The sequence below is a fragment of the Aeromonas sp. BIGb0405 genome, from assembly GCF_024807335.1.
In the GTDB taxonomy this organism is placed as follows: Bacteria; Pseudomonadota; Gammaproteobacteria; order Enterobacterales; family Aeromonadaceae; genus Aeromonas; species Aeromonas rivuli.
In genome coordinates, this window is record NZ_JANUEP010000005.1 from 76450 (window position 1) to 100142 (window position 23693).

Annotated in this window: 25 protein-coding genes; 6 read left to right on the top strand and 19 right to left on the bottom strand. The window is 58.9% G+C overall.

The window, feature by feature from the left end; all coding sequences use genetic code 11:
* Nucleotides 1-3: 3 nt before the first annotated feature.
* From thyA to rppH, 4 genes are all read right to left on the bottom strand, one after another.
* Nucleotides 4-798 carry a thymidylate synthase gene (gene thyA / locus M2366_RS13325; RefSeq protein ID WP_259269935.1) on the bottom strand — a complete coding sequence of 265 codons (795 nt, stop codon included), beginning with the start codon at nt 796-798 and terminating at the stop codon, nt 4-6.
* Nucleotides 795-1619 (bottom strand): prolipoprotein diacylglyceryl transferase, encoded by an 825-nt coding sequence (gene lgt / locus M2366_RS13330; protein ID WP_042044205.1) that lies wholly within the window; start codon nt 1617-1619, stop codon nt 795-797. The genes thyA and lgt overlap by 4 nt, the downstream gene beginning before the upstream one ends.
* A 73-nt stretch (nt 1620-1692) precedes the next feature.
* Nucleotides 1693-3960 (bottom strand): phosphoenolpyruvate--protein phosphotransferase, encoded by a 2268-nt coding sequence (gene ptsP, locus M2366_RS13335; RefSeq protein ID WP_042044206.1) that lies wholly within the window; start codon nt 3958-3960, stop codon nt 1693-1695.
* A gap of 12 nt (nt 3961-3972) precedes the next feature.
* Nucleotides 3973-4500, bottom strand: coding sequence for an RNA pyrophosphohydrolase (rppH, locus tag M2366_RS13340; protein WP_084218272.1), 528 nt, complete (start codon nt 4498-4500; stop codon nt 3973-3975).
* A 735-nt stretch (nt 4501-5235) separates the two neighbouring features.
* Here rppH and mutH point away from each other — a divergent pair.
* Nucleotides 5236-5910, top strand: a complete 675-nt coding sequence (gene mutH, locus M2366_RS13345; RefSeq protein ID WP_259237060.1) for a DNA mismatch repair endonuclease MutH — start codon at nt 5236-5238, stop codon at nt 5908-5910.
* Nucleotides 5911-5990: 80 nt separating this feature from the next.
* On the top strand, nt 5991-6314 hold the full coding sequence (locus tag M2366_RS13350) for an isoamylase early set domain-containing protein (protein ID WP_042044208.1): 324 nt from the start codon (nt 5991-5993) through the stop codon (nt 6312-6314).
* Between the two features lie 83 nt (nt 6315-6397).
* On the opposite strand, the gene rplS is transcribed toward M2366_RS13350, so the two are convergent.
* The 5 genes from rplS to ffh form a co-directional block, all read right to left on the bottom strand.
* Nucleotides 6398-6745 (bottom strand): 50S ribosomal protein L19, encoded by a 348-nt coding sequence (gene rplS, locus M2366_RS13355; protein WP_005892418.1) that lies wholly within the window; start codon nt 6743-6745, stop codon nt 6398-6400.
* A gap of 35 nt (nt 6746-6780) precedes the next feature.
* A complete protein-coding gene (trmD, locus tag M2366_RS13360; protein ID WP_042044209.1) occupies nt 6781-7527 on the bottom strand; it encodes a tRNA (guanosine(37)-N1)-methyltransferase TrmD in 747 nt (248 codons plus the stop codon).
* Between the two features lie 33 nt (nt 7528-7560).
* Nucleotides 7561-8082 carry a ribosome maturation factor RimM gene (gene rimM / locus M2366_RS13365; RefSeq protein WP_259269936.1) on the bottom strand — a complete coding sequence of 174 codons (522 nt, stop codon included), beginning with the start codon at nt 8080-8082 and terminating at the stop codon, nt 7561-7563.
* Nucleotides 8083-8106: 24 nt separating this feature from the next.
* Complete coding sequence (gene rpsP, locus M2366_RS13370; RefSeq protein ID WP_005892422.1) at nt 8107-8355, bottom strand: 30S ribosomal protein S16; 249 nt, start codon at nt 8353-8355, stop codon at nt 8107-8109.
* A 182-nt stretch (nt 8356-8537) separates the two neighbouring features.
* Nucleotides 8538-9917, bottom strand: a complete 1380-nt coding sequence (gene ffh, locus M2366_RS13375) for a signal recognition particle protein (RefSeq protein ID WP_042044211.1) — start codon at nt 9915-9917, stop codon at nt 8538-8540.
* Nucleotides 9918-10118: 201 nt separating this feature from the next.
* Here ffh and M2366_RS13380 point away from each other — a divergent pair, with 201 nt between their 5' ends.
* Nucleotides 10119-10910, top strand: coding sequence for an inner membrane protein YpjD (locus tag M2366_RS13380; RefSeq protein WP_224431315.1), 792 nt, complete (start codon nt 10119-10121; stop codon nt 10908-10910).
* 35 nt (nt 10911-10945) lie between these two features.
* Nucleotides 10946-12235: an HlyC/CorC family transporter gene (locus M2366_RS13385; RefSeq protein ID WP_042044212.1), complete on the top strand. Its 1290-nt coding sequence runs from the start codon at nt 10946-10948 to the stop codon at nt 12233-12235.
* A 74-nt stretch (nt 12236-12309) separates the two neighbouring features.
* Here M2366_RS13385 and M2366_RS13390 read toward each other — a convergent pair whose 3' ends face one another.
* Nucleotides 12310-12777, bottom strand: a complete 468-nt coding sequence (locus tag M2366_RS13390) for an Rrf2 family transcriptional regulator (protein WP_042044214.1) — start codon at nt 12775-12777, stop codon at nt 12310-12312.
* Nucleotides 12778-12885: 108 nt separating this feature from the next.
* On the opposite strand from M2366_RS13390, the gene hmpA reads away from it, so the two are divergent.
* Nucleotides 12886-14079 (top strand): NO-inducible flavohemoprotein, encoded by a 1194-nt coding sequence (hmpA, locus tag M2366_RS13395; RefSeq protein WP_259269937.1) that lies wholly within the window; start codon nt 12886-12888, stop codon nt 14077-14079.
* Between the two features lie 121 nt (nt 14080-14200).
* On the opposite strand, the gene M2366_RS19855 is transcribed toward hmpA, so the two are convergent.
* The 6 genes from M2366_RS19855 to M2366_RS13425 all read right to left on the bottom strand — a co-directional run bounded on the left by M2366_RS19855 (nt 14201) and on the right by M2366_RS13425 (nt 19204).
* Nucleotides 14201-14749, bottom strand: coding sequence for a tetratricopeptide repeat protein (locus M2366_RS19855; protein ID WP_198135322.1), 549 nt, complete (start codon nt 14747-14749; stop codon nt 14201-14203).
* 475 nt (nt 14750-15224) lie between these two features.
* On the bottom strand, nt 15225-16160 hold the full coding sequence (mdh, locus tag M2366_RS13405; protein ID WP_005904838.1) for a malate dehydrogenase: 936 nt from the start codon (nt 16158-16160) through the stop codon (nt 15225-15227).
* A 218-nt stretch (nt 16161-16378) separates the two neighbouring features.
* A complete protein-coding gene (gene artM / locus M2366_RS13410; RefSeq protein WP_042044217.1) occupies nt 16379-17041 on the bottom strand; it encodes an arginine ABC transporter permease ArtM in 663 nt (220 codons plus the stop codon).
* Between the two features lie 2 nt (nt 17042-17043).
* Entirely contained in the window at nt 17044-17694 is a 651-nt protein-coding gene (gene artQ, locus M2366_RS13415; RefSeq protein WP_259269939.1) for an arginine ABC transporter permease ArtQ, read from the bottom strand.
* A gap of 3 nt (nt 17695-17697) precedes the next feature.
* Nucleotides 17698-18435, bottom strand: a complete 738-nt coding sequence (locus M2366_RS13420; protein ID WP_042044219.1) for a transporter substrate-binding domain-containing protein — start codon at nt 18433-18435, stop codon at nt 17698-17700.
* 28 nt (nt 18436-18463) lie between these two features.
* Nucleotides 18464-19204: an ATP-binding cassette domain-containing protein gene (locus M2366_RS13425; protein WP_259269940.1), complete on the bottom strand. Its 741-nt coding sequence runs from the start codon at nt 19202-19204 to the stop codon at nt 18464-18466.
* A gap of 199 nt (nt 19205-19403) precedes the next feature.
* Here M2366_RS13425 and argR point away from each other — a divergent pair, with 199 nt between their 5' ends.
* Nucleotides 19404-19874, top strand: coding sequence for a transcriptional regulator ArgR (argR, locus tag M2366_RS13430; RefSeq protein ID WP_005308670.1), 471 nt, complete (start codon nt 19404-19406; stop codon nt 19872-19874).
* A 109-nt stretch (nt 19875-19983) separates the two neighbouring features.
* Here argR and M2366_RS13435 read toward each other — a convergent pair whose 3' ends face one another.
* The 3 genes from M2366_RS13435 to M2366_RS13445 all read right to left on the bottom strand — a co-directional run bounded on the left by M2366_RS13435 (nt 19984) and on the right by M2366_RS13445 (nt 23693).
* Complete coding sequence (locus M2366_RS13435) at nt 19984-20889, bottom strand: Dyp-type peroxidase (protein ID WP_259269941.1); 906 nt, start codon at nt 20887-20889, stop codon at nt 19984-19986.
* Between the two features lie 98 nt (nt 20890-20987).
* Nucleotides 20988-22016: an ABC transporter ATP-binding protein gene (locus M2366_RS13440; protein ID WP_042044222.1), complete on the bottom strand. Its 1029-nt coding sequence runs from the start codon at nt 22014-22016 to the stop codon at nt 20988-20990.
* A 51-nt stretch (nt 22017-22067) separates the two neighbouring features.
* Nucleotides 22068-23693 (bottom strand): iron ABC transporter permease, encoded by a 1626-nt coding sequence (locus tag M2366_RS13445; RefSeq protein WP_259269942.1) that lies wholly within the window; start codon nt 23691-23693, stop codon nt 22068-22070.

The following is a 23693-nucleotide window of genomic DNA, read 5'->3' on the forward strand; positions in this document are numbered from 1 at the left end:
GTATTAGATGGCGACGGGCGCCTTGATGCCAGGATGGGGATCGTATCCCAGGATCTCGAAATCCTCGAACTGGTAGTCGAAGATGGAGCCCGGCTTGCGTTTGATTGCCAGTTGCGGCAGGGCGCGAGGTTCCCGGGAGAGTTGCAGCGCAGTCTGCTCCATGTGATTGGAGTAAAGATGTACGTCGCCGCCGGTCCAGACGAAGTCGCCTACCGCAAGATCGCACTGCTGGGCCATCATGTGGGTCAACAGGGCATAGCTGGCAATATTGAACGGCAGACCCAGGAACACATCACAGCTGCGCTGGTAGAGCTGGCAGGAGAGCTTGCCGTCCGCCACATAGAACTGGAAGAAGGCGTGACAGGGGGCGAGCGCCATCTTGTCCAGCTCACCCACGTTCCAGGCCGAAACGATGATGCGGCGAGAGTCCGGGTTGTGCTTGATGTCATCGATGGCCTTCTGGATCTGATCGACCACGGTGCCATCGGCCGCCGGCCAGGATCGCCACTGAGCACCATAGACAGGGCCCAGATCGCCATGCTCATCGGCCCACTCATCCCAGATGCTGACGCCATGTTCCTTGAGATAGGCAGTATTGGTATCGCCATTGAGGAACCAGAGCAGCTCGTGAATGATGGAGCGCAGGTGGCACTTCTTAGTCGTGACCAAAGGGAAACCCTCGGCCAGATTGAAGCGCATCTGATGACCGAACAGAGACACAGTCCCCGTACCGGTACGATCAGATTTGACCGTGCCCTCATCCAGAATTTTCTGCATCAGGTCTAGATAGGCCCTCATTTGGCCTCCTTGGGGGCATTACCAAACAGGCGAGGCTGCTTGTAAGCGGCCCAGACCATGAGGGCACCGGCCAGTATCATGGGGGTAGAGAGGATCTGTCCCATGCTGATCTCCTGGAAATAGAGACCAAGCTGGGCATCCGGCTGGCGGACAAACTCCACCAGGAAGCGGAACAGACCGTAGCAGAACAGGAAGAGGCCCGAGATGGCACCACGGGGCGGCTGCTTGCGCCAGAACAGATTGAGGATGATGAACAGCACCACCCCTTCCAGGGCAAACTGGTAGAGCTGGGATGGGTGGCGCGGCTCGGGGCCAGCCTCCGGGAAGATGATGGCCCAGGGCACATCGGTGACCCGGCCCCACAGCTCGCCGTTCAAGAAGTTGCCGATGCGGCCAACGCCCAGTCCGAACGGGATCAGCGGCGCCACAAAATCTGCCACCGTGAAGAAGTGACGCTTGGTCTTGTGGGCAAACCAGACCATGGCGGTGATGACACCAATCAGGCCACCGTGGAACGACATACCGCCGGTCCAGATCTTGAACAGATAGAGGGGATCGGCCAGGAAGAGGTCGAAATTATAGAAGAGTACGTAACCGACTCGTCCCCCCAGGATCACCCCGAGGAAACCGTAGAACAGCAGATCCGAGACCTCATCACGAGTCCAGCCACTGTTGGGACTGTCGGCGCGGCGGCCAGCCAGCCACATGGCGAAGGCAAAACCGAACAGGTACATGAGGCCATACCAGCGTACCGACAACGGCCCCAGGCTGAATGCGACGGGATCAATCTGTGAGAAAACCCAATATCCATCGTGCTGCATAAGCGTCTCTGTCAAACGAAAAGCCGCATTTTGCGATGAATCTCGCAGGGGGACAAGGTTTGATGTTAATCAGTTAAGGCTTATGACCGGCTCGCAGCAGACCACCCAGGCCCTGTTCTTCCAGATAGCGGGCGAACAGACCGCGCAGCACATGGGGGTTGTCATGTTTGAGCCCCTCGGCCAACAGGCTGCTCAGCTCGCTCAGCCTTGATTGGCGCAACACATACTTGATGCGGGCTATGTTGTGGGTGTTCATGCTGAAGCGGCGATAGCCCATGGCCAGCAGCAGCAGCACGCCGACCGGATCCCCAGCCAGCTCGCCGCAGACCGACACCGGCTTCTTGTATTGATGGGACGCATCGACCAGCAGTTGCAGGGCCCGGATCACCGCCGGGTGGAAGGCGTCATAGATGTTGGCCACCCGGGCATTGTTGCGATCTACCGCCAGCAGATACTGAGTCAGATCGTTGCTGCCCACGGACCAGAAGTCGATGAGGGGGGCCATCTCCGGCAGGATGTAAAGGGCGGAAGGCACCTCTATCATGGCGCCAAGGCTGGGATAATTGATGGTGGCGCCGCGGGTGGCCGCCTCTTCCGAGACTTCCCGCCAGGCCTGATCAAGCAGACGACGGGAGGCTTTTATCTCCCCCACGCTACTGATCATCGGCAGCATGATGGTGAGGTTGTCCAAGCCTTCGCTGGCGCGCAGCATCGCCTTGAGCTGCACCAGGAAGAGCTCAGGGTGATCCAGGGTGAGCCGGATCCCCCGCCAGCCGAGGAAGGGGTTCTCCTCAACGATGGGGAAGTAAGGCAGGGGTTTATCGCCGCCGACATCCAGGGTGCGCATGCAGACGGGACGGTCGCGATAGGTTTCGAGAATGCCGCGATATCGCGCCGTCTGCTCCATCTCCGAGGGGAAACTGTCTTGCAGCATGAAGGGGATCTCGGTGCGATAGAGTCCCACCCCGTCGGCCAGCTGATTGAGGGATATCTCGGTGTCGGCGCTGAGGCCGGCGTTGAGCAGCAAGGAGACCTTGACGCCATCCGCCGTCTCGGACGGCAGGCTATCGACGCTGCGCACCAGGGTATCGAGGGCCCGCTCCTCATCGAGCAACTGGCGATATTCGGTCAGCAGCAGGGCGCTGGGTTCGATGAAGAGATCGCCGCTGTAGCCGTCCAGAATGAGCGGACGACCGCCAATGTCACCGAGGGGCAGCTCGACCCCCATGATGGCGGTAATGCCCATGGCCCGTGCCAATATGGCGGCGTGGGAGTTGGTTCCCCCCTTGAGCGACACCACCCCGCTCAGAAACTCTCGCGGGATCTCGGCCAATATGGTGGCGGTCACCTCATCAGCCACCAGGATAACGGGTTCACCTATGGTGAAATGTTCGGGTTCATTCTGCACCAGACGGCTGATGAGCCGCTGGGCTATGTCCTTCACATCGGTGGAGCGCTCCCGCAGATAGGGATCTTTCATGCTCCGGAACTGATCGATCAGCCGATCGCTGACCAGCTTGACCGCCGAGACCGCAGTCCAGTGCTCCTTGCTGACCTTATGACGGATCGGCTTGATGTAGCTGGGATCATCGAGCAGATGCAGATAGATGTCGAAAATGGCGACCGAATCCTGGCTGTAGCTCTCGCGAAAGCGCAGCGCCAGACTCTCCAGATCGTGACGCACCTCTTCGACCGCCTCATCGAGACGGACCAACTGAGCCTGGTGATCCTCATCCTTGCGTGGATTGATGGTGTTGAGCGCCTTGCGCGGGCGCCAGACCCAGGCCTTGGCGATAGCAATGCCACTGGCGCCAGCGATGCCGCGCAGTGGTTTGCTCCAGTCGGTTTTCTGCAACCAGCCCTTGGTCTGGGCATGGGCGATCCGTGCCGCCAGTTGGGCGGCCAGCGTCACGAGGAAGGACTCCTCGCTCTCATCAAACAGCCGGCTCTCTTTTTGCTGCACAACCAGGATGCCCACCACTTGGCGCTGATGCATGATGGGAGCGCCGAGGAAGGAGCGAAATGCCTCCTCGGCCACATCGGGCAGAAACTTGAAACTAGGGTGGGAGGGGGCATCGGCCAGGTTGATCAGCTCTTCGCGCTGACCCACCAAACCGACGATACCCTGTTCGAACGGCAGCGTGGTCTTGCCTACCGCAGCCTGTGCCAGGCCGTCAGTGGCCGCCAGCCGGTAGCAGCGAGCCTCGGGTTCGGAGACGTAAACAGAACAGCAGGATACCTGCATGGCGAGCCGGGTCTGGCCCACCAATGCTTCCAGTGCCTGTTCGAGGGTGTTGGCCTGGGCCATGCTCTCGACGATACGCCTCAATTCCGTCAGCAAATACTCTGCTCCTTAGCGAGAACGGTGGCGCCGTCCTTCCTTCTTGTTACTCACCTGCTGCACCACTGGCATAGCCAGCGGAGCAAACTCCTTCATCACCCTGCGATACACCTCCCGTTTAAAGGAGACGACCTGCCGCACCGGATACCAGAAACTGACCCAGCGCCAGTCATCAAACTCAGGATGACCATAACAGCCAAATTGAATGTGCGACTCGCAACCAGCATTCAACTGCAGCAGAAACCATTTCTGTTTTTGGCCAACACAGACCGGTGAACTGTCCCAACGGACAAGACGTTTGGGTAAGCGATATTTGAGCCAGTTACGGCTGATAGCCAGTATGGTCACATCCTCGGGCTTGAGGCCAATCTCCTCATACAATTCCCGAAACATGGCCTGCTCTGGTGTCTCACCCTCATCCACTCCCCCCTGGGGAAACTGCCAGGAGTGCTGTCCATAGCGCTTAGCCCACAGAACTTGTCCTTCGCGGTTACAGATCACGATGCCGACATTGGGACGAAACCCGTCACCATCTATCACGTGACCACCTTATAAAGGCTGAATCTATAAGGAGATTGTTCCACATTCACCCCTTGGCAGCAAACGGCGGTTACATCCCGCAAATCATGAATAACTTTCAATTTCAACCCAAGTTATAAACAAACTCAGGGTTCCTCATCCAGGAGTTGCTCACGCTAACTGTGTATAACACTGTGAGCAAACGGGTATACCCCCACATACTAGCAAACGAGATCCCGAACGAACAGTCATATCCACCTTGGAACAGTTAAGAATAACTTCTTTAAATACATATAAATAACCATAAACAACTGGATCAAGATCCATGACTTTATCGCCTCAGGATCCCGGATCCAGATTGTGAACAAGTCTGGGTGCTCAAAGATCCATCAAGAGGAAATTATCCACAAGGCCTGAGCTCTTTCTCATCAGGATCCCGGCTGAAAAAGCGGTCAGATCACATTTTTTTTCTCCCAAAGTGGGAACTGATCCCCATGGGGATCAGTTATCCAAGTTTTCTGTGGATAACTATGTGTAACAAGCAGGGCAAACCCTTGGACAAGTTCAAGGCCTGAGGATCCTGATAACAACAAAGCCAGATTTCCTCATCAAAATCATTTAAAATCATGGTGATAAGTAGCAGCGTCCCATTAAGAGTCCCCCACTTTTCCCGTTCAGCCCACTGCTGATAAAATCAGCAGATCCAGATCTGGGGCGCGGATCCCAACCCTTTCAACCACAGGAGAAGCTATGCCTATGCCCATGCCACCCCAGTCAGAGCAGGAGCTGCTGACCCGTGCTCATGCCATCGCCGGGTTCACCCTGGCCCAACTGGCAGCTGAGGCCGGCATCAAGGTGCCCCGGGATCTGCGTCGGGACAAGGGCTGGGTAGGTCAACTCATCGAGTGGCAGTTGGGCGCCAGTGCTGGCAGCAGACCGGAGCAGGATTTCCCCGAACTGGGCATAGAGCTCAAGACAATACCGGTGGATCCCAGAGGCAAGCCGCTGGAAACGACCTTCGTCTGCGTGGCGCCGCTGGTTGGCATCAGTGGCCAGCACTGGGAGGCATCGAATGTGCGCAACAAGCTCTCCCGGGTGCTCTGGATCCCGGTCGAAGGCAGTCGCGATATCCCGATAGGAGAGCGCCGGGTTGGCATGCCGTTGTTGTGGATCCCCAGTGCCGAGGAGGATGCCTTGCTGCGCCAGGACTGGGAGGAGCTGATGGACATGATAGTGCTGGGAGAGGTCGAACAGATCAGCGCCCGTCACGGCCAAGTGATGCAACTGCGCCCCAAGGCCGCCAACAACAAGGCACTGACCCGCGCCATTGGTAGAGCTGGCCAGCCGATCATGACCCTGCCCAGGGGCTTCTATCTCAAGATCCCCTTCACCCACGCCCTGCTGATGCGCCATTTCGCCTTGCCCGAATGAGACTTTATCTATCGTCTTGTCATGAATTGGTATAAAAATAACCAGCCTGGTTTCTTCATAGCCAATGACAAGGAGGCGTCATGCCTATCAACAAGCAGTTCCTCAAGTCCCGTCCGGAAGTCAAGGTCACCTTCGAAGTGGAGAAAGCCGCCGCAGAGGGGGCTGAGCAGGTGTTACTGCTGGGGGAGTTCAACCAGTGGCAACCGATCGAGCTCAAGCGCATGAAAAGCGGCGAGTTCAAGGCGACCCTCAATCTGCCCACCGATGGCCCCAGCCACTTCGAGTACTGTTATCAGCTGGTTCACTCCGATGGAGAGAGCCGCTACGACAACGACTGGGCGGCGGATGCCTATGTGCCAGGCCCGTTCGGGCGTGACAACTCGGTGGTGCGAGTCAGCGCCTAGGCCGCACCCCAGCAACAAAAAAGGCTCGCCATTGGCGAGCCTTTTCACTATCCGTCGATAAATCGACACCAATTCGAATCGAATTAGTTGAGCTTCTCTTTGATACGAGCAGCTTTGCCGGACAGGTTGCGCAGGTAGTACAGTTTGGCGCGGCGAACATCACCACGACGCTTCAGTTCTACACTGTGGATCAGCGGAGAGTGAGTCTGGAATACACGCTCAACACCTTCGCCGTTGGAGATCTTGCGAACGGTGAAAGCAGAGTGCAGACCGCGGTTACGCTTGGCAATAACGATGCCTTCGAAAGCCTGCAGACGCTCTTTGCCACCTTCTTTAACACGCACTTGAACACGTACGGTATCGCCCTGGGCAAAAGCCGGGATGTCGCTACGCAGTTGCTCTTGTTCAAGCTGCTGAATAATCTTGCTCATTGTCTTTCCTTACCTAGGATAAACTGAAAACTCTACTAAACGTTGTCACGCACTTCGCGGACATACTCGGCAAGAAGTGACTCTTGCTCGTCAGTCAGAGCTAGGTTGTTAATAAGTTCCGGCCTACGTTGCCAGGTTCGTCCGAGCGATTGCTTGAGCCGCCAGCGTCGAATCACTTCGTGATTGCCGCTTGTCAGCGCCTCCGGCACCGCCAATCCATCCAACACCTCTGGCCGAGTGTAGTGGGGATGATCCAGCAAGCCATCCGTAAAAGAGTCCTGCTCGGCACTGGCCTGATCCCCCAATACCCCTGGAACCAGACGCGAAACCGCATCGATCAGGGTCATGGCAGGCAACTCGCCACCACTTAGCACGTAATCGCCGATAGACCACTCTTCGTCGACTTCGGTTTGTATCACGCGCTCATCGACACCTTCGTATCGACCTGCGATCAGAATAAGCTTCTGATCCCTTGCCAGCTCGGTTACGCCCGCTTGAGTCAGCTTGCGTCCCTGAGGGGAGAGATAGATGACTTTCGCCCCGTCTCCCGCCGCTTGCTTGGCCGCATGAATCGCATCACGCAGCGGCTGAACCATCATTAACATGCCGGGCCCACCACCATAAGGACGATCATCGACCGTACGGTGTTTGTCGTGGGTAAAGTCCCGGGGGTTCCAGCACTCAATCTGCAGCAGGCCACTCTTGACGGCCCGACCCGTTACCCCGTGTTCGGTAATGGCTCGGAACATTTCCGGGAAGAGGCTAATCACCCCAATCCACATAAGAAACCTCCGATACTCTGTTACCGCGGGAAACTAGAAACCAGGATCCCAATCAACTTCGATTGTGCGAGCAGTCAGGTCAATATGCTTGACCACCTGCTCTTCCAGGAACGGAATCAACCGCTCCTTTGCGCCAAAGGCATCTTTTACATTGGCCTCAACCACCAACACATCGTTGGAGCCGGTTTCCATCAATTCGGTCACCTTGCCAAGGTCATATCCTGTGGTGGTCTTTACTGCACAACCTATGAGGTCGCGCCAGTAGAACTCACCATCGGGCAGACTCGGCAACTGATCGGCGGGTACGCCAATCTCGACATTGGTCAATGCCAGGGCATCCTCGCGCACATCGATACCATCGAGTTTGCAGATCAGACCCTTGTTGTGACGCTTCCAGGCCGAAACCTTGATTTCACGCCACACCCCGTTCTGATTGATCAGCCAGGGTTTGTAATCGAAAATCGCTTCGGCAACATCGGTGAAGGAGTTCACTTTCAGCCAGCCCTTGATGCCGTAGACGGTACCCAGGGTGCCCAGAACTATAGGTTTATCCACCTTAACTCCCTACCGTTTGACTGATTAAGCAGCTTTAGCAGCGTCTTTGATCAGCTTGGCAACACGGTCAGAAACAGTGGCACCAGTACCAACCCAATGCTCGATACGAGCCAGGTCCAGATTCAGCTTGTCAGCGGAACCAGAAGCAACCGGGTTGAAGAAACCAACACGCTCGATGAAACGACCGTCACGAGCGTTACGGCTGTCAGCAACTACTACCTGGTAAAACGGACGCTTTTTCGCGCCACCACGTTGTAAACGAATGGTTACCATATCGTCCTCATTAACATCTAATGAACAGGGCCCGCAAACACGCGAACCCTAGCTTAAAATAAGCCGCGTAATACTACTTGAATTCATGCTAATTGCAACTGAACCAGCCAATTTTTGCGCAGCTTGCAGACAAAAGAGGCTCCCTCGAGAGGAGCCTCTTGCAACAGAGGGGATGATACCGATTAGAAGGGGCCGCGGCCACCGCCACCGAAGCCCGGCGGCAGCATGTTCTTCATCTGGCCCATCATCTTGCGCATGCCGCCCTTGCCGGACATCTTCTTCATCATGCGCTGCATCTCGGTGAACTGCTTGAGCAGCTTGTTCACGTCCTGCACCTGCATGCCAGAGCCTGCGGCGATGCGGCGCTTGCGGGATCCCTTGATGAGATCGGGATGAGCTCGCTCCTTCGGGGTCATGGAGCTGATGATGGCCTCCATGCGAATGGTGAGCTTGTCATCCATCTGATCTTTCACGTTGTCCGGCAGACCAGACATGCCCGGCAGCTTGTCGAGCATGCCCATCATGCCGCCCATGTTGCGCATCTGGGCCAGCTGCTCGCGAAAGTCCTCCAGATCGAAGCCCTTGCCACTCTTGACCTTGCTGGCCAGCTTGGCCGCTTTCTCTTTGTCGACGGTGCGTTCCACCTCCTCGATGAGGGAGAGCACATCGCCCATGCCAAGAATGCGCGACGCCAGACGATCGGGGTGGAAGGGCTCGAGCGCGTCGATCTTCTCCCCCATGCCGATGAACTTGACCGGCTTGCCGGTGATGTGACGCACGGACAGCGCGGCACCACCACGGGCATCGCCATCGGCCTTGGTGAGGATGACGCCGGTCAGCGGCAGCGCCTCATTGAACGCCTTGGCCGTATTGGCGGCATCCTGACCGGTCATGGCATCGACCACGAACAGGGTCTCAACCGGCTTGATGCTGGCATGGAGATCCCGGATCTCGTCCATCATGGCGCCGTCGACGTGCAGGCGACCGGCGGTATCCACGATCACCACGTCATAGAATTTTTTGCGGGCCTGATCGATGGCGGCAGTGGCAATGGCCAGCGGCTTCTGGGTCGCGTCGCTCGGGAAGAAGTCGACGCCGACGTCCCCGGCCAGGGTCTCCAACTGCTTGATGGCGGCGGGGCGATAGACGTCCGCACTGACCACCAGTACCTTTTTCTTGCTGCGCTCTTTCAGGAGCTTGGCGAGCTTGGCCACTGTCGTGGTTTTACCGGCGCCCTGCAGACCGGCCATCAATATGATGGCTGGCGGCTGGGCAGCCAGGTTGAGCTGCTCGTTGGCCTCGCCCATGACGGAGACTAACTCCCCATGCACTATCTTGATGAAGGCTTGGCCCGGGCTCAGGGACTTGGCCACTTCCTGGCCAACGGCTCTCTCTTTGACCCGCGCCACGAAATCGCGCACCACGGGCAGCGCCACGTCCGCTTCGAGCAGCGCCATGCGCACCTCGCGCAGAGTCTCTTTGATGTTCTCTTCGGTCAGTCGCCCACGGCCACTGACGTTGCGCAGGGTGCGCGAGAGTCGTTCTGTCAAATTCTCAAACATGACGCTTTCCGGTTCTTGGCATGGTAAATGGCGGCATTATACCTCAGCCATTGCCTGAGGACGATTATTCGCCGCAGCGACTGCGACGACCTGCTCCCTATATATGGGCAGATTGCCGATTGCACAACTGGCGAGCACCTCACCCGCAGGGTATACTGCCTCTCTTGTTCACCTAACTGCTTGTTCAACAACGACCTGGTTATGATCGTGATCTCTGTTCTGGCCCTGGCGTTTTACCTGCTGGCCATCATCGCCTCTCTGCATCTGTTGCTGAGCGCCAAGCCTGCGGGGCAGCACAAGCTGTTCGCCTGCGTGGCGTTCGCCCTGCTCGCCCACGGCATCACCCTGGGTGCCGAGGTGACTCAGACCAACTCGGGCCAGAATCTCAGCATGTTGAACGTGGCCTCGCTGGTGAGCCTCATCATCAGTACCTTCATGACCTGCGCCGCTCGCCGCTTCAACGGCTGGATCCTGCTGCCCGTAGTCTATGGTTTTTCCGCGCTGCTGCTCACGGCAAGCGCCCTGATCCCGAGTCGCTACATCACCCATCTGGAAGCCCATCCCCAGTTGCTGCTGCACATCGGCCTGGCGCTGATGGCCTATTCGGTGCTGATGATAGCCTGCCTGTTTGCCTTGCAGCTGGCCTGCCTCGACCGCCAGCTCAAGTCCCGCAAGCTCAGCCAGCTGCCGGCCATGCCGCCACTGATGACGGTGGAGAAACGGCTGTTCCAGCTCATCTCCGCCGGTCTGTTCCTGCTCACCCTCTCCATCGCCTCCGGCCTCTTCTTCCTGGAAGACATGTTCGCCCAGGGCAAGTCCCACAAGGCAGTGCTCTCCATTCTGGCCTGGTGCGTCTATGCGTTTCTGCTCTGGGGTCATCATACCCGTGGCTGGCGCGGCCGCCGGGTCATCAGTCTGAGCCTGATAGGTTCAGCGATACTGACCCTCGCCTATTTTGGCAGCCGCTTCGTCAAAGAAGTTCTGCTCAACTGAATCACTCATAAACCAGCACCTGTTAGGAGCCCTTTTTGGACAGCATATCAACGAGCACGTTATTGATTGTTCTCGTTATTCTGATCTTACTATCCGCGTTTTTCTCGAGTTCCGAAACCGGCCTGATGTCGATCAACCGTTACAAGTTGCGCCATCTGGCACAGACCAAGCACAAGGCTGCCCGTCGGGTAGAGCGCTTGCTGGCGCGTCCGGATCGCCTCATCGGCCTCATTCTCATCGGCAACAACCTGGTCAACATCCTGGCATCGGCCATCGCCACCATCGTCTGTATCCGGCTATTTGGTGACTTCGGGGTAGCCATTGCCACGTTCGGCCTGACCATAGTGGTGCTGATCTTCGGCGAAGTGACGCCCAAGACCCTGGCGGCCATGTACCCGGAGAAGATTGCTTATCCGGCGTCCTGGATCCTCAAGGGGCTGATGGTGCCCCTCTACCCCTTCGTCTGGCTGATCAATGGCATCACCAGCAGCCTGCTCAAGCTGCTCAAGATTGCTCCCAAGCAGCGCGACTCCCTCAACACGGAGGAGCTGCGCACCATAGTCAACGAGGCGGGCAGCATGATCCCCCAACGTCACCAGGACATGCTGCTCAGCATCCTGGATCTCGACAAGATGACGGTGGAGAACATCATGGTGCCGCGCAACGAGATCTATGCCATCGATATCAATGACGACTGGAAAACCATACTCCGTCAGCTGGTGCACTGCGCCCACACCAAGATCCTGCTCTACCGGGGCAGCATAGATGATGCGGTCGGTTTCCTGCATGCCCGCGATGCCCTGCGCCTCATCGCCAAGGATCAGTTCAACAAATCGAGCCTGCTGCGGGCGGTCAAGGAGATCTATTTCATCCCGGAGGGGACTCCTCTCAATGTCCAGCTTGCCAAGTTCCAGCGCAACAAGGAGCGGATCGGCCTCATCGTCGACGAATATGGCGACATTCAGGGATTGATCACCCTGGACGACATACTCGAGGAGATTGTCGGTGACTTCACCACCTCCATGACGCCCACGCCGAGTGACGAAGTCCACCCTCAGCCAGACGGCTCCTTCCTGGTCGAGGGCTCGGTCAGCATCCGCGAGCTCAACAAGGAGATGAACTGGCACCTGCCGACCGACGGCCCCCGCACCCTCAACGGCGTCATCCTGGAGTATCTCGAAGAGATCCCCCAGCCCAACATCAGCATACGGCTGGCGGGTTATCCCATCGAGATCCTCGAGGTAGAGCAGAACATGGTCACCATGGCGCGCATCATGCCGCAGTTCTACCGCAGCACCGCATCGGACGAGGATGACGACGACTGATGCCAGCCGCGCCCTGACTGCCAAAATGAAGAAGGGCTGCCCGCGGGCAGCCCTTCTTCATTTTGGAGAGCAACTCAGAAGTCGTTATCGTCGGCGGGGATGTTGAGGGTCGGGATCAACTGGCCGAACACCTGCTCCAACTCGTCGCGGTTGGCCAGCAAGTCCTGCAGGCTATAGCCATCCATCACGGCCAAGAAAGCATTCATGGCATCCTTCAACGCTCCCTTGAGCAGGCAAACCGAGATGATATGGCAGACGGGCGAATGACAGTCGATGCCATCCAGGTTCCCTTCCAGCTCGCGGATCACTTGACCGATGTTGATGGTATCGGGGGCACAGGCCAGCCGTATGCCGCCATGCTTGCCCCGCTGGGATTGCAGATAACCCAGTTTCACCAGCTGATTGACCACCTTCACCATGTGGTTGCGGGAGACGCCATACAAGGCAGATACCTTGGCGACACTCGACAACTCACCCTCCGGCAGCGTTGCCAGATAGAGCAAGGCTCTTAATCCAAAATCCGTATAACTTGTCAGTCTCATAATGCCTGTTTAGCGCAAAGCGAAAGAGGGAGGGTTGATCCTCATCAAATAAACATCTAGGATGCCACTTATAAAATGACATTCTGAATGCTCAATTAGAGAGGTCCTATGTTAGATCAAGCCACCATCGCCGTCATCAAAAGCACCATTCCCCTGCTCGAATCGGCCGGGCCTGCCCTGACCGAGCACTTTTACCAGCGCATGTTTCGCGATAACCCCGAACTCAAGGATGTATTCAACCTGGCTCATCAGCGCAGTGGCGGCCAACCGCTGGCACTGTTCAATGCCGTGGCGGCCTATGCCCGAAACATCGACAACCTGGGTGCCCTCGCTGGCGCCGTGGAACGCATTGCTCACAAACACACGGGTTTCCTGATCCAGCCAGCACAATATCACATTGTGGGTAGTCATCTGCTGGCCACCCTCAAAGAATTGGGCGGTGAAGCGGTCACCGAGGAGATACTGACCGCCTGGGGCAAGGCTTACGGGGTGCTGGCCAATATCTTCATCGGCCGGGAGAGCGAGATCTACCAGGAGAAGGCCGAGCAGCCCGGTGGCTGGCAAGGGGGCCGCCCCTTCGTCATCACACACAAGCAAGCCGAGAGCGACACCATCACCTCCTTTGTCCTGACGCCTGTCGATGGGCTGCCCGTCCTCGACTTCCAGCCAGGTCAATACCTCAGCCTCAAGCTGGCGCACCCTGACCTGAGCTATCAGGAGATCCGCCAATATTCTCTCTCCGATGCGCCCAACGGGCACAGTTACCGCATCAGCGTCAAACGCGAGTCCCGGGGACAAGTCTCCAATCTGCTCCATGACAAGCTGCAGCAAGGGGATCGATTGGAGGTGATGCCGCCGGCGGGGGACTTCGTACTGACGGCCAGGCCCGATCAGGCCGTGGTACTCATCTCGGCCGGTGTGGGCCAGACTCCCATGCTCAGCATGCTCAATCAGCTGCTGGCGATGGGCCATGGCGCCGACATCCGCTGGCTCCACGCCTGCGAGCAGGGCGCGCTGCATGGCTTCAAACAGGATATTCACACCAAGTCTCGCCAACATGAGCGACTGCTCAGCCGGGTCTGGTATCGCGCCCCGACCGAGCAGGATCAACAGGGGGAGGACTATGACTTCACCGGCACCATGGTATTGGCGCAGGTGCAGGAGTTGTTGCCCGTTGACGCTCATTACTACTGCTGTGGCCCCCTGCCCTTCATGGCCAGTATCAAGCAGCAGTTGCTGGCCCTCGGGGTGAGTGGCGAGCGCCTTCATTACGAAGTATTTGGCCCTCATCAAGATCTATAACAACCGGCTATCCATACCAATGAAGGGGAAACAGCCTGCACGGCACGGCGGCTGACCTCCCCATAACAAGAGGGCCCCTGCTGCAAACAGGGGCCCTCTTCTCATCACTGGGAAAAAGGCGTCAACCCATGGCCTTGGCCCGCGCCACGGCATTGGCGGGCATGCGACCGGCAAGACGCGACAGCAGGCTGGCCGCCCGACCATGGAGCGCCTTGTCGCCAATCACGGCCCCGTGCAGCAAATGGTAGGCTTCTTCATAATCGAGAGGGCTGCCGAGTCCCGCCAGCAACATTTCGACCCACTCCAACTGCGCCTTGAGCAGACCCTGGCTCGCCGCCTCCCGCATCAGGGTCTCGGCACGCAGCAGATCCTTCTGCACCAATATCCCCTTCCAGTAGTAGCGGCCCAGTTGTTCCAGCGCGGGCGCCAGGCCTTGATCCGCCGCAGCCCACAGGTACTTGACCCCCTGCTCGGCATCGGGCTTCACGCACACGCCCCAGGCCAGCATGTCCCCCCACAGAAACTGGTAGGAGGGGATCTTCATCACATTGGCCCGCGCCTCTATGTCCTGAGTCAACTGGCACCTGTCCTGCTTGACCTGTTTGAGGTGACGGCCCTGTTCAATCCAGTCGAGCAGCTCGTCCTGACGATAGAGGGGGACAACCTGCAGGGGTGCCACCGAGACCGGGGGCAGCTGGACCGCAGGATCCACCACTTCGACCAGGGTAGCGGGCGCCGCCGACACCTGGCCTGCGGGTGTCGGCCACTGGGGCAGGCCCGCACCGGGCAGAGCGGATGGCGTGGCAGCCTTGGCCTGGGTGGCCGGCAACCCTGGGTTGGATGCCGCGGCGATCTCGGCAGACTGCACCGCCCCCTTGACTGGTTCAGGCACCGGCGCAGGTACAGATGCGGCCGCCAACATGGGATCGGCCACACCGGTGTCAATGGGTTCTGCATCAGCCTGAGCGGCCAGCAAACACGTAAAGATAATGAGGGGGAAGAGGTTCATCATGGGTTCTCCTGCTGCTCTCCTGTATCGGCCACAGGAGCAATCCCTTAAGTCAGGATGAAATCCGGATGGAAAATGGCCGCAGCCAGGATGACAAAAGGGGAGCCTGAGCTCCCCTTTTCAACCGTCATGCGTCTTACTTGACGAAGTCGACACCCAGCTGGATGTCGGCTTTCAGGGTGGCCAGCATGCCATCCATCGCTTCCTGCTCGAAGGCACTCAGCTTGCCGTAGTCCAGTATGGTCTCGACGCCGTGCTTGCCCAGCAGTATGGGTTGTGCGAAGAAGCTGGCGTGCTCGCCATTGCCTTCCACGTAGGCGCACTCGATGACGTTGGCTTCGCCCTGCAGACCCTTGATGAGGGAGAGGCCGAAGCGGCAAGCCGCCTGACCCATGGAGAGGGTCGCTGAACCGCCACCGGCTTTGGCTTCAACCACTTCGGTACCGGCATTCTGGATGCGCTTGGTCATGGCAGCCACTTCCTCGGCAGAGAAGTTGGCACCCTCAATCTGGGATAGCAGCGGCAAGATGGTCACGCCGCTGTGGCCGCCAATGACGTTGACGCGTACTTTATCAACGTTCAGCCCCTTGGCCTCGGCCACGAAGGTCTCGGCACGGATCACGTCCAGGGTGGTGATCCCGAACAGGCGACGCTTGTCATAGACACCGGCTTTCTTCAACACTTCGGCGGCGATGGCGACCGTGGTGTTGACCGGGTTGGTGATGATGCCGATCAGCGCCTGCGGGCAGGATGCGGCACACTTCTCGACCAGGTTCTTGACGATACCGGCGTTGATGTTGAACAGATCGGAGCGATCCATGCCGGGCTTGCGCGCCACACCGGCGGAGATCAGCACGACATCGGCGCCAACCAGAGCCGGGCTCGGGTCTTCGCCACAAAATCCTTTTACTTTCACGTCAGTCGGGATGTGGCTCAGATCGACGGCAACACCCGGGGTCACGGGGGCAATGTCATACAGGCTCAATTCGGAACCAGCAGGCAGGCGATTCTTCAGCAACAGGGCAAGGGCTTGGCCTATCCCACCGGCGGCACCCAGAACGGCAACTTTCATGATCAACTCCATGTTTAAGCAGGTTTAAGGTTGTTTCTTGTTGTGCGCCCAACCTTAAAGGATCCCCCCCTAAAAAACAATCTGATAACAGTTGCGATAACAGGTTCTGTGAGCTACGGAACAGCCAGCGCCGAAAGCGGGGGGGAAATGTGAAAAGTGGAAGGAGAAGCACAGATTTTCTGTGTTTCTCCTTCCATCAGAGGGTCAATATCTGGTGTTTAGCCTTGGAAAGCCAGGGCTCGGCGCTCGCACCAGCGAAAGCCAATTGTTAACAAACCATTCATGCAGAGGTAGAGGGCCCCCGCCACGGTAAACACCGCCAGGGTGTCATAGGTCTGGGCATTGAGACGCTGGGCCAGCCCCATGATATCCATGATGGTGATGGTGCTGGCAAGGGAGCTCCCCTTGAGGACCAGGATCACCTCGTTGGAGTAGGCAGGAACCAGGCGACGGGCGGCGTGACGCACCTTCATCCACAGGGTTTGGCCCGGCGTGAAACCCAGGGCACGACAGGCTTCCACCTCCCCCGCCGGAATCGCCTCCAACGCCCCCTTGAACAGGCGGGTCGAATAGGCGGCCGTATTGAAGCCAAGGGCCAACACGGCGCAGAACCAGGGTTGCTTGAGCAGGGGCCAGAGTGGCCCGCTCTTGAGCCACTCGAACTGGCCGGGCCCGTAATAGATAAGGAAAATCTGGATCAGCAGAGGGGTACCGGTGAACACCAGCACCCACAGTTGCACCAGCTGAGTCGCCAGCGGGATACGGCGCTCCAACACCCAGGTCATCAGGGCCGCCATGGCCACCCCGAGCAGCAGGCTCAGGGCGGTCAGCTGCAAGGTGGTACCAAGTCCACCGAGCAGAGTCATCAGATAGTCTTGCATCCCTAACCTCCGTAGCGCCGGCTATAACGGGACGCCTGCTTGAGCCCGAATTCACTGACCAGGCTGATCGCCAAATAGATGAGGGCCGCCGTGGCGTACCAGGTGAAGGGCTGGTAGGTACTGGCCGACGCCATCTGTGCCTGACGCATCATCTCGTTCACCCCGATGAGGGAGACCAGGGCGGTATCCTTGAGCAGCACCAGCCACTGATTGCCCAGCCCGGGCAGGGCGTGACGCCATGCCTGAGGCAGCACGATGCGAAAGAAGGTCCGCCCCCGTCCCAATCCCAGCGCCTCGGCGGCCTGCCGCTGACCGATCGGCACCGCATTGAGGGCGCCGCGCAGGGTCTGGCAGGCATAGCTGGCAAACAACAAAGAGAGTGCCAGCACACCACAAGCGAAGGGGCTGAACTCCACATACTCTCCGGTGATGAGGAACAGCACCTGGGTCGAGCCAAAGTAGATGAACAGCACCACCAGCAGCTCGGGCAGGCCGCGGATCAGGGTGGTGAGGGTGGCAACGGGCCAGCCGAGCCAGGGCTTGCCGCTGAGTTCAGCCACGCTGAATGCCAGCGCCAGCACCATACCCCCAACCAGAGAGGCCAGGGCCAGCCCCAGGGTCATCCAGGTTGCGTCGAGCAGCAGACTCAGCATGGCTTACTGCGCGAAGTACTTGTCAAAGATCTGCTGATAGGTGCCATTGGCCTTGATCTCGGCCAGCCCCTTGTTCAGCTGAGCCAGCAGCTCTTTATTGCCTTTGGCCACGGCGATGCCAAAACCCGTGCCGAAGTACTTGGCATCGGTCACAGGCTTGCCCATCACCACATACTCTTTGTGCTGTTTGAGCCAATCGGCGGCCACGGCGGTATCGGCAAAGACGGCATCGGTACGACCGTTCATCATGTCGAGGAAGGCGCTCTGATAGCTGGCGTAAGGCACGGTGAGCAGGCCCTTGCTGACCCAGTTATCCACCAGATAGGACTGATGGGAACTGCCGTTCTGGACGCCGACCGTCTTGTCGACCAGCTCTTCCGGGCCCTTGAAGGCATCCTTCTTGGCCACGAATACGGCGGAGTTCTCGTAATAAATGTCGGAGAAATCGACCTGGGCGGCACGCTCCGGGGTCACGTCCATGGCGGCGATGGCGGCATCGAAGCGATGGAACTTGAGGCTGGGGATCAGGCTGTCAAACGCCTGGTTATGGAAGCTGCACTCCAGCTTGGCCTGCGCGCAGATGGCGCGGGCCAAGTCGATGTCGAAGCCCTGAAACTCGTTCTTGTCATCCAGATACTCGAACGGGGCATACGTTGCCTCGGTGACAAATTTGATCTCTTTGGCCACAACGGTCGTGCTCAGCAGTCCCATGGCCACGGCCAGCAATATGCTCTTTTTCATGTGATTGTCCTTGTCAAAATGAAGGGATTCAGTGATTCAGAAACTCGGCAAAACGACGGGTTCGGGGTGAGGTGAAGATCTCGGCGGAGCCGGATTCCACAATCTGACCCCGCTCCAGGTAGATCACCTGGCTGGCCACCTTGCGGGCGAAATCGACCTCGTGGGTCACCACCACCTGGGTGATCCCGGTCTTTGCGAGACCACGAATGATCTGGGCGACCTCCTTGGTTATCTCGGGATCCAGCGCCGCCGTCGGCTCATCAAACAGCAGGACCTCGGGGTCCATCATCAGGGTACGGGCGATGGCCACACGCTGCTGCTGACCACCGGAGAGCCGGGCCGGCCAGGCGTCACGCTTGTCGGCGAGCTGCAACTGGGCCAGCAGGTAGCCGGCCTTGTCGATGGCCGCCTGCTTGCCCATGCCGAGCACCTTGATGGGCGCCTCGATGAGGTTTTCCAGCACGGTGAGATGGGGCCAGAGGTTGTATTGCTGGAACACCATGCCGACTTTGCGACGCAGCGCCTGGGCTTCGCGGGCAAAGTCCCCCTTGGAGAGGGCCGACGGGAAAGAAAATTCACTCTTGCCGATGCGCAAAGTACCGGCATCCGGGGTATCGAGCAGGTTGAGCATGCGCAGCAACGAGCTCTTGCCCGCACCGCTTGGGCCCAGCAATACCAAGGTCTCGCCGGGATTGGTGCAAAAGGAGACCTGTTGCAGAACCTGCTGTTTGTGCCAGGACTTGTCGATAGCGTTTAATTCAATACCCATACAACCCGATTGAATAAGTTTTCAAAATTTCGTCCTGATTTTAATCTCAACATGGGTATATGCAAGCTAAACTTGCATCGATATGCAGTACAAACCGCAGTTCCTTGCCAAAAAAGGCATATGAATGCAAAATGGCCATGCTGAACAGCTGCCGCCTGCGTACCACAGGCCGCCACCCTCCCTCATTCGTGAGTCCAAGATGAAGCATAACGACAAGCAAGAAAAACTGGCGAAGGCCTTTAAAGCCTTGCTGAAAGAAGAAAGATTTGGCTCCCAGGCAGAGATAGTCACGGCCCTGCAAGAGATGGGTTTTGAAAACATCAACCAGTCCAAGGTATCGCGCATGCTGAGCCGTTTCGGCGCCGTTCGCACCCGCAATGCCAAGATGGAGATGGTCTACTGCCTGCCGGTCGAACTCGGCGTGCCCACCACCTCCAGCCCCCTCAAGAATCTGGTACTGGATGTCGACCACAACGGCGCTCTGGTGGTCATCCACACCAGCCCCGGTGCCGCCCAGCTGATCGCCCGCCTGCTCGACTCCCTCGGCAAGGCCGAAGGGATCCTCGGCACCATCGCCGGGGATGACACCATCTTCATCACCCCGACCAGCGATACCGATATCGAAGAGCTATACCTCTCCGCCCTCGAGCTGTTCGAACAGACCCCTTAATCGCTCTGGCTCCGCTACGGCTGGGCTCCCTGAACGAACAATGGAACGAAAAATCCCGGCCTCGGCCGGGATTTTTGTTCATGCCTTGCCGGGATGCTCCTCGATGGGCTTATTGTCCCTGGCCCTGCAGGAACTCGACCGAGGGAGCGAAGAAGGCAGCCCCGGTCACAGCGCGGGTGAAGCGCAGCAGGTGATCGAAGTGGCCACCCTCGCCCTTGTACATGCTGGCCAGCATGGCATTGAAGTGCAGCGGGGTGCGGCAACAGGAGATGAAGTAGAGCCCCTGCTCACGCATGGTGCCCCAGGGCATGCTCTGGCGCAGTATCTCCATGGACTCCCCCTTGGGGGTCTTGAGATTGACCCTCTTTATATGAGCCGTGAGCGGCTTGGCGGCAGACTCATACTCCAGGTTGTCGACCTTGGTGCGGCCTATGATGTCCTCTTGCTCTTTGAGTGACAGCCGCTCCCAGTCGCTCATGGCATGTAGCCAGCGCTGCACATGGACATAAGAGCCACCCGCAAACTCGCCACCGGCCAGCAGCGCCACTTCTCCCCTGTGTTCATCCTGAGGATTCTCGGTGCCATCGACGAAACCGGTCAAGTCACGGCAATCCTGATTGCGGAAACCCCGCACCTCTTCCACCAGCTCAACCTGGCCACCCAGCAGCGCCATCAGCCGTTGACCGGCATGATGCAGCACATCGACCCGGTCGGCGCGCAGTTGCACGAAGAGATCGAAGGGGGTGTGGGGCGCCTGCTGGCCATTGGCCTCCTGGGCAAGGAAACTGCGAAACTGGGGAGGGCGCGCCATGGGATAGAGACCATCCCAGGTTTCGGATCCCACCGCCAGCAGACCAGAGAAGCCGGCGTCCGGAAAGTCGGCGGTGACGGATTGCCACAGCGTTGGCACCTTGGCGAGGCGGCGAACCAATTCGGCACTGTCACCGACCCGGTTGAACATCAGATAGAGGGCATGCAGATTAGGCTCTGCGCAGATCCCGGTTTGGGCATTCATTCATCTCTCCCATGTGTGAGCATTGGTCGATCATAAAGTCGCCTGATTATAAAGCAATGGCCGATGGGATCCTTGATGTGACCCGGCACCTTGGCTCATCAGAGCGCGAACAGTACCAGAGGGTGTGGCGCCACCTGCACCCTGGCCTGCGCGGGGATCAGGGGTTCGCTGATACTGGCCTCCAGTGTCAACTCGCCACAGGCCAGCTGCACCCGGCAGTGATGGCCGAGAAACTGCTGATCCACCACCCTGAGCGGCCCCTCTTCATCCCCAATAAGCTGCAGCTGCTGGGGTCTGAGCATGAGTTGACGCCGCTCTCCCTGGGCCAGACCATGGGGCTCGCTACCGCGGATCAGGCCAATGGCGGTCTGTACGCTATCGGCATCCACCACCTCGGCGGCCAGGTAGTTGACGCCACCGAGGAACTCGGCCACGAAGGGATTCTGCGGGCGACGATAGAGCTGCTCCGGCTCGCCCACCTGCTCGATGTGACCGGCACGAAACAGCGCCAGCCGATCGGCGAAGGCAAACGCCTCCTCCTTGCTGTGACTGACAAAAACGGCCCCTATCCCCTGCCCCTTGAGCAAGGCACGGATCTCCAGGATCAACTTCATCCTCACCTGGGTATCAATGTTGGAGAAGGGCTCGTCGAGCAGCATGAGACGCGGCTTGCACACCAGCGCCCGGGCGATGGCGACACGCTGTTGCTGGCCGCCGGAGAGTTGATGAGGGTAGCGTTCCCCCAGCCCTTGCAGGTTCACCAGCTGGAGCGACTCCTCCACGGTCTGGCGGCGCTCGCTGCGCGCTTGCCTTCCCAGGCCGAAGCCGATGTTCTCGGCCACGGTCAGATGGGGAAAGAGGGCGTAATCCTGAAAGATCATGCCAATGTTGCGCGCCTCGGGAGGAACGCTCACCCCGGGGCCCTCCAGCAGATGCTCCCCGAGCCGGATCTCGCCCTCTGCCAGGGGCAGCAGGCCGGCGATGGCCTTGAGCAGCGTGGTCTTGCCGCAGCCACTGGCCCCCAGCAAGCAAACTATCTCGTTGTCAGCCACTGACAAGGAGAGCTGCTCCAACACGTTATGACCGTTATAACGGCAGCTCACTTTCTCTATTTGCAAGCAAGACACGACTCAAATCCTCTTGTGTGAGAGTGGCCAGGGCACCTCATTCAAATTGGCTCAATGGCCCTGGCTATCCAGGCTGCGGTTGACCCAGATGAGCGGCAGCAAGCCCACCAGTACGATGACGATGGCGCCAAGCGCCCCGCGCTCCAGCATCTCGTCCGAGACGAACTGATAGACATGGGTCGCCAGGGTCTCGAAGTTGAACGGCCGCAGCAGCAAGGCGGCGGGCAGCTCCTTCATGGATTCGATAAAGACCAGCATGGCGCCGGCGAACAGGCCCCGTCGCACCAAGGGCAAATGCACCCGTCTGAGCATACCGCCCGCTCCCTGCCCCAGGGAGCGGGCCGCCATGTCGAGACTGGGGGAGACCTTGCCGAGGCTGCTCTCCACCGAACCGATGGCAATGGCGACGAAACGCACCAGATAGCCGAACACGATGGCGGTGAGCGTGCCGGTCAGCAGCAGGCCTGGCCCCTGAAGCCCAAGCCACTCGGCCAGATCGTTGATGCCAAAATCCAGGGCCGTGAGTGGCACCAGCACACCGATGGCCAGCACTGTCCCCGGCATGGCATAGCCCAGGGCGGCAAGACGCAGGGGGATCAGACTCTTGACCCCACCATCGAGACGGCGGAAGAAACCGAGCAGCAGGGCCACCCCCATGGCAAGCAGCGCCGTCAGGGCCGAGATGAGCAGACTGTTGCCGGCGAAGCGCACAAACTCCGGAGTCCATGACAGTGCAAAATAGCGCACCCCATAGTCGAGCAGTATGGCGAATGGCAAGGCAAAACCGGCCAGTACCAGGCCCCAGCACCAGAGCCCGGCCAACCAGCGCAGCCCTCCCTTGAGCGGGTAGCGCAGCGGCGGCTCATGGCCCATGGATTTCTGGAAGACCTGCTGACGACTCCGGGAGCGGCGCTCAAAGGCGATCAGCAAGACAACCGCCAGCAGCATCAGGCAGGAGAGCTTGGCCGCCGTGGCCAGGCTGCCATAGCCGAGCCAGGTATCATACACGGCGGTGGTCAGGGTATTGATGGCAAAGAAATGCACGGTCGCAAAGTCAGCCAGGGTCTCCATGGCCACCAGGGAGACGGCCACCATGATGGCGGGTCTGGCCAAAGGCAGACTGATGCGGCGAAAACTCTGCCAGGGCGAACTGCCGAGCAGCCGACTGGAGTGGATCAGGCTGACCGACTGCTCCAGGAAGGAGGCTCGCGCCAGCAGATAGACATAGGGGAACAACACCAGGGCCAACACCCAGGCAGCCCCGCCGAGGGAGCGGATAGCCGGGAACCAGTAGTCGCCAGGCCCCTGCCAGTCGAACAGGGTGCGTAGCCCCGCCTGCACCGGACCGGAGTAATCAAACAAGTCCGTATAGACGTAGGCAACGATGTAGGAAGGCATGGCCATGGGCAGCATCAGCGCCCACTGCAAGGCCCGGCGACCCGGCACCTGGCACATGGCGACCAGCCAGGCGGTCGGTACCCCGAACAGCAGGCTGAGCGAGACGACGCCCAGCACCAGCAGCAGGGTATTGACGAGGTAGGTGGAGAGAACGGTATCGGCCAGATGGACGAACAGATCCCCATCCGCCGAGAGCGCAGAAAACAGCAGTGCCAGAACGGGCAAAACCAGCAGCAGGGCACAGGCCCAGCCGCTGGCTATCCAACCAAATTTTTTCAT